This window comes from Mesorhizobium sp. M7A.F.Ca.US.014.04.1.1 (assembly GCF_003998745.1).
Taxonomy (GTDB): domain Bacteria; phylum Pseudomonadota; class Alphaproteobacteria; order Rhizobiales; family Rhizobiaceae; genus Mesorhizobium; species Mesorhizobium ciceri.
The window spans coordinates 1-3,648 of the sequence record NZ_RZRW01000566.1 but is presented as its reverse complement, the minus strand read 5'-3'; the positions used below and the strand labels follow the sequence as shown (position 1 = coordinate 3,648).

The window sequence follows — 3,648 nt, the reverse complement described above, 5'->3', positions numbered from 1 at the left end:
TTCACGATCCTCAACGACAAGCGCGAGAACCTGCCCGTCGAGCGGCTGTGGTGCGGTCTGGCGAGCCGAGCATATGCCACCCGCGTGCAGATCACGCTCGACCGCACCGATGCGGCGAAAGGCGAGCGCGATGTGTCCTGCGCCATGGCGCAGGACAGCCTGGCCTGCCGGTAGGCGCTCATTCCCGCGTCCGTTCGAACATCGCGAGCCTCTTATTCCTTTGCCAGGAACGCGTCGGTGAAGACGTCGTCCGCCGACAGAGCCGCCTTGAGCACGCCCTGGTCCGTCAGCGTCTTTAGGGTCTCCTCCCACTGCGTCTTCGTCATCCAGCCGAGACCGTGTTCCTTGGTGTCCGGGCTGGTGAACGTCGAGGCGATGTCGGCATTGATCTGCGCCAGCAGTACGTCCTTCTTGTCCGCATAGCCGGGCGCTGCCTTGGCGGTGATCTCGGCGGCCTCTTCCGGATGAGCCACGACATAGTCGAAGGCCTCCCTATATGCCTTGACGAAGCGGCGCACGACGTCCGGCTTGTCCTTGATCATCGCCTGCGAGGTGAACAGGCCGGAGCCATAGGCTTTCCACCCATAGTCCGCCCCCATCATGATGCTGAGCGAGCCCGGGCCCCCGGCCTTCGCTTCCAGTTCGGGAACCTCCGCATCGATATAGCCGACGACCGTCTGAACCCGGCCAAGCAGCAAATAGCTTTCATAGGGAGGCGAGACGCTGTTCAGCGTCATGTCCTTTTCGGTCAGGCCATTGGCGGCCAGGAAGCCTTTGAAGAAGATGTAGGTGGAACCGGCCGGATGAATGCCGATGGTCAGTCCCTTGAGGTCGGACGGCTTGGTGAGCTTCAGCGTCTTGGCCAGCGAAATGATCCCCAGCGGCGAGTGCTGATTGACGGCTGCCAGCGCCACGACCGGGACATTCTGCGACCGTGCGACGGCAAGCGTGGGAAGATCGCCGAACCCGAAATCCGCGTTCTCATTGCCCACCAGCCGCATCGCGTCCGGCGAGCCGGATCCCTTGCGGATCTCGGCCACATCGATGTCGTTCTTGGCGAAGAAGCCCTTTTCCTTGCCGACGAAGAACATGGCGTGATTGCCGCGCACGACCCAGTCGAGCTGGACGTTGACCTTGTCCGCCGCCAGAGCCGCGCTGGAGAAGCCGAGTGCCGTGACAAACGCCGCGAAGGTAGCGGCCTTGATAAGTGAGCGTCTCAGCATTTTTGTTCCCTTTTATGAATTTGGTTGATCGAGCGGGCCTAGGATTGGCTGAATTTCGGCGCCCACGGCACCACGATGCGTTCTAGGATTTCGGCGGCGTAGTAGAAGGCGATGCCAAGCACGGAAACGAGCAGCAGCGCTGCGAAGACCAGCGCCGTGTCGAGCTGGGTCGACGCGAACTGGATGACGTAGCCGAGACCGTCCGACGCCCCGGCGAACTCACCGACGATGGCGCCGATCACGCTCAACGTGGCGGCGATCTTGGTTCCGGCCATCAGGTTCGGCAGCGAGTGCGGAACGCGGATCCTGAACAGGATCTGCGTCGGGCTGGCCCCGACGGAATTCATCAGCGACAGCAGCGAGCGGTCGACCGATTGCATGCCCGCCAGCATGGAGAGCGTCACCGGAAAGAAGGCGATGACCAGGATCAGGCCGATCTTGGGCGCCAGCCCATAGCCGAACCAGAGGATGAAGATCGGCGCGAGGGCGACTTTCGGCACGTTCTGGAACAGCACCACCAGTGGATACAGCGCGCGTCCCAACCAATCGAAGCGCACGATGACCAGCGCAATGGCAATGCCGACCACGACCGAGACCAGGAAGCCGAACAGGATCTCGCCCGCCGTCACCAGCGTCGCCTGCATCAGCGTGCCCCATTGCGCCACCAGCGACTTCGCGATTTCGGACGGGGCGGGAATGATGAAGGCGGATATGGCAAAGATCCGCACCGCGGCTTCCCACAGCACGATCGTCACCAGCAGGAGGATGACAGCCGGCAGCCAGCTGCCGGTCGCCGCACTCCAGCTGGAGGCGAGGCGCGGCTCGGAAAGGTCGATTATGGGTTGGTCGCTCAAGACGCGCCTCCCGGTTGATGGCTGGAGCGCAGCATCGTTCGCAACTGGACCACCAGCCTGACGAACTCCGGATCTTCGGTGACCGACAGGTCGCGCGGGTAAGGCAGCGCAATGTCGAGGCTCTCGGTGATCCGTCCCGGCTTGATCCCCAGCACATGAACATGGCGCGACAGATGGATGGCCTCGTCGATGGAATGGGTGACGAGCACGATCGTCTTGCCGGTCCGCTGCCAGATCTCCAGCAGCGACTGGCCCATCGAATCGCGGGTGATGGCATCGAGCGCGCCGAACGGTTCGTCCATCAGCAGGACCGCCGGATCGAGCGCCAGGGCCCGTGCAATGGCGACCCGCTGCCGCATGCCGCCCGACAGCTCGTTTGGCCGCTTGTGGGCGCTGTCGCCCAGCCCCACCAGTTCCAGCATCTCCTGCCCGCGCGCCCGCAGATCCGAGCGCGAGAGCGACTTGTCGGCGATGCCGAGCAGCATCGAGGCATTGTCGACGGCGTTTTTCCAGGGGAGCAGGTTGGCGTCCTGGAAGACGAGGCCGATCATCCGCTTGCGCGCCGCCTCGACCGGCGCGAGCCCGGCGATCGAAACGCTGCCCTGGGTAGGCTGCACCAGCCCGGCCAGCACCTTGAGCAAGGTGCTCTTGCCACATCCGGAAGGACCGATAAGGGAAACGAATGATCCCTTTGGCACCGAAAGATCGATGTTCCTGAGGATCAGCTGACGGGCCATGACCACCGAAACGCCCTTGGCGGAGATTAGATCGTCATGGCGGATATGGGCCGGCCTGTCGCCGGCGGCTCGGATGGTTTCAATGCGCATGGCTTGTCGCCCCGCGCGCTGTTTTCTGCCGCACCCGCACCATCTTGATGGCGAAGGCGCCCTTCACACAAACAGCCGACCGGTGGAACTCCTCAAACCGGCTGGCCCTGTGCGCACCATGTGACATTGGCTACTCCCGGCCTTCCAGGATGCGCCGCACCGCGACGAGCTTGCGCGCCCGTTCACCTTGCAGCGCCTTTGTCTGCTCGGGCGTGTAGGCAAACATGCCCTCGCCCGACTTGATGCCGAATTTCGACGCAGCCGTCTTCTCCAGAACCATCGGCGCCACATCGTCGCGGTTGGAGAGATCGGCATTCAGGAAGGACGAGACGGATTTGTAGATATCCAGCCCCGCCATATCGAGCAGCGCCATCGGGCCGATGACGGCGATCTTGTAGCCGATGCCCCACGACACGCAGGTGTCCAGGTCTTCCGGCTCGATGACGCCGCGCTCGACAAGATCGACCGCCTCGCGCAGCAGCGCATAGAGCACGCGGTTCTCGACGAAGCCTGGAACGTCCTTCTTCACCACCACCGGCAGCAGGCCGATCGAGCGGATGAGATCGCGGATAACAGCCACGGTTTCAGGCGCGGTCTTCTCGCCGCCGATCACCTCGATCATCGGGATGATGTGCGGCGGGTTCGACCAGTGCATGCCGACCATCCGCTCGGGATGCGAGATATGCGCCTGCAGCTTGGTGATCGGAATGCCCGACGTGTCGGACGCGACGATGACGGACGGGC

The 3,648-nt window shown here is 63.4% G+C and carries 4 protein-coding genes; all 4 read right to left on the bottom strand.

Going from position 1 to position 3,648, the window contains the following annotated elements; translation table 11 throughout:
* Positions 1-212 precede the first annotated feature (212 nt).
* The gene (locus tag EOA22_RS27615; protein ID WP_013529865.1) at positions 213-1,223 is read right to left on the bottom strand and encodes an ABC transporter substrate-binding protein; all 1,011 of its coding nucleotides are present in this window, start codon (positions 1,221-1,223) and stop codon (positions 213-215) included.
* A 38-nt stretch (positions 1,224-1,261) separates the two neighbouring features.
* Positions 1,262-2,077 carry an ABC transporter permease gene (locus tag EOA22_RS27610; RefSeq protein WP_013529864.1) on the bottom strand — a complete coding sequence of 272 codons (816 nt, stop codon included), beginning with the start codon at positions 2,075-2,077 and terminating at the stop codon, positions 1,262-1,264.
* Positions 2,074-2,904: an ABC transporter ATP-binding protein gene (locus EOA22_RS27605; protein ID WP_013529863.1), complete on the bottom strand. Its 831-nt coding sequence runs from the start codon at positions 2,902-2,904 to the stop codon at positions 2,074-2,076. Before EOA22_RS27605 ends, EOA22_RS27610 begins: the two co-directional genes overlap by 4 nt.
* Before the next feature lie 130 nt (positions 2,905-3,034).
* A partial coding sequence (locus EOA22_RS27600; protein ID WP_127390360.1) for a 3-hydroxyacyl-CoA dehydrogenase NAD-binding domain-containing protein occupies positions 3,035-3,648 on the bottom strand: 614 nt, incomplete at its 5' end.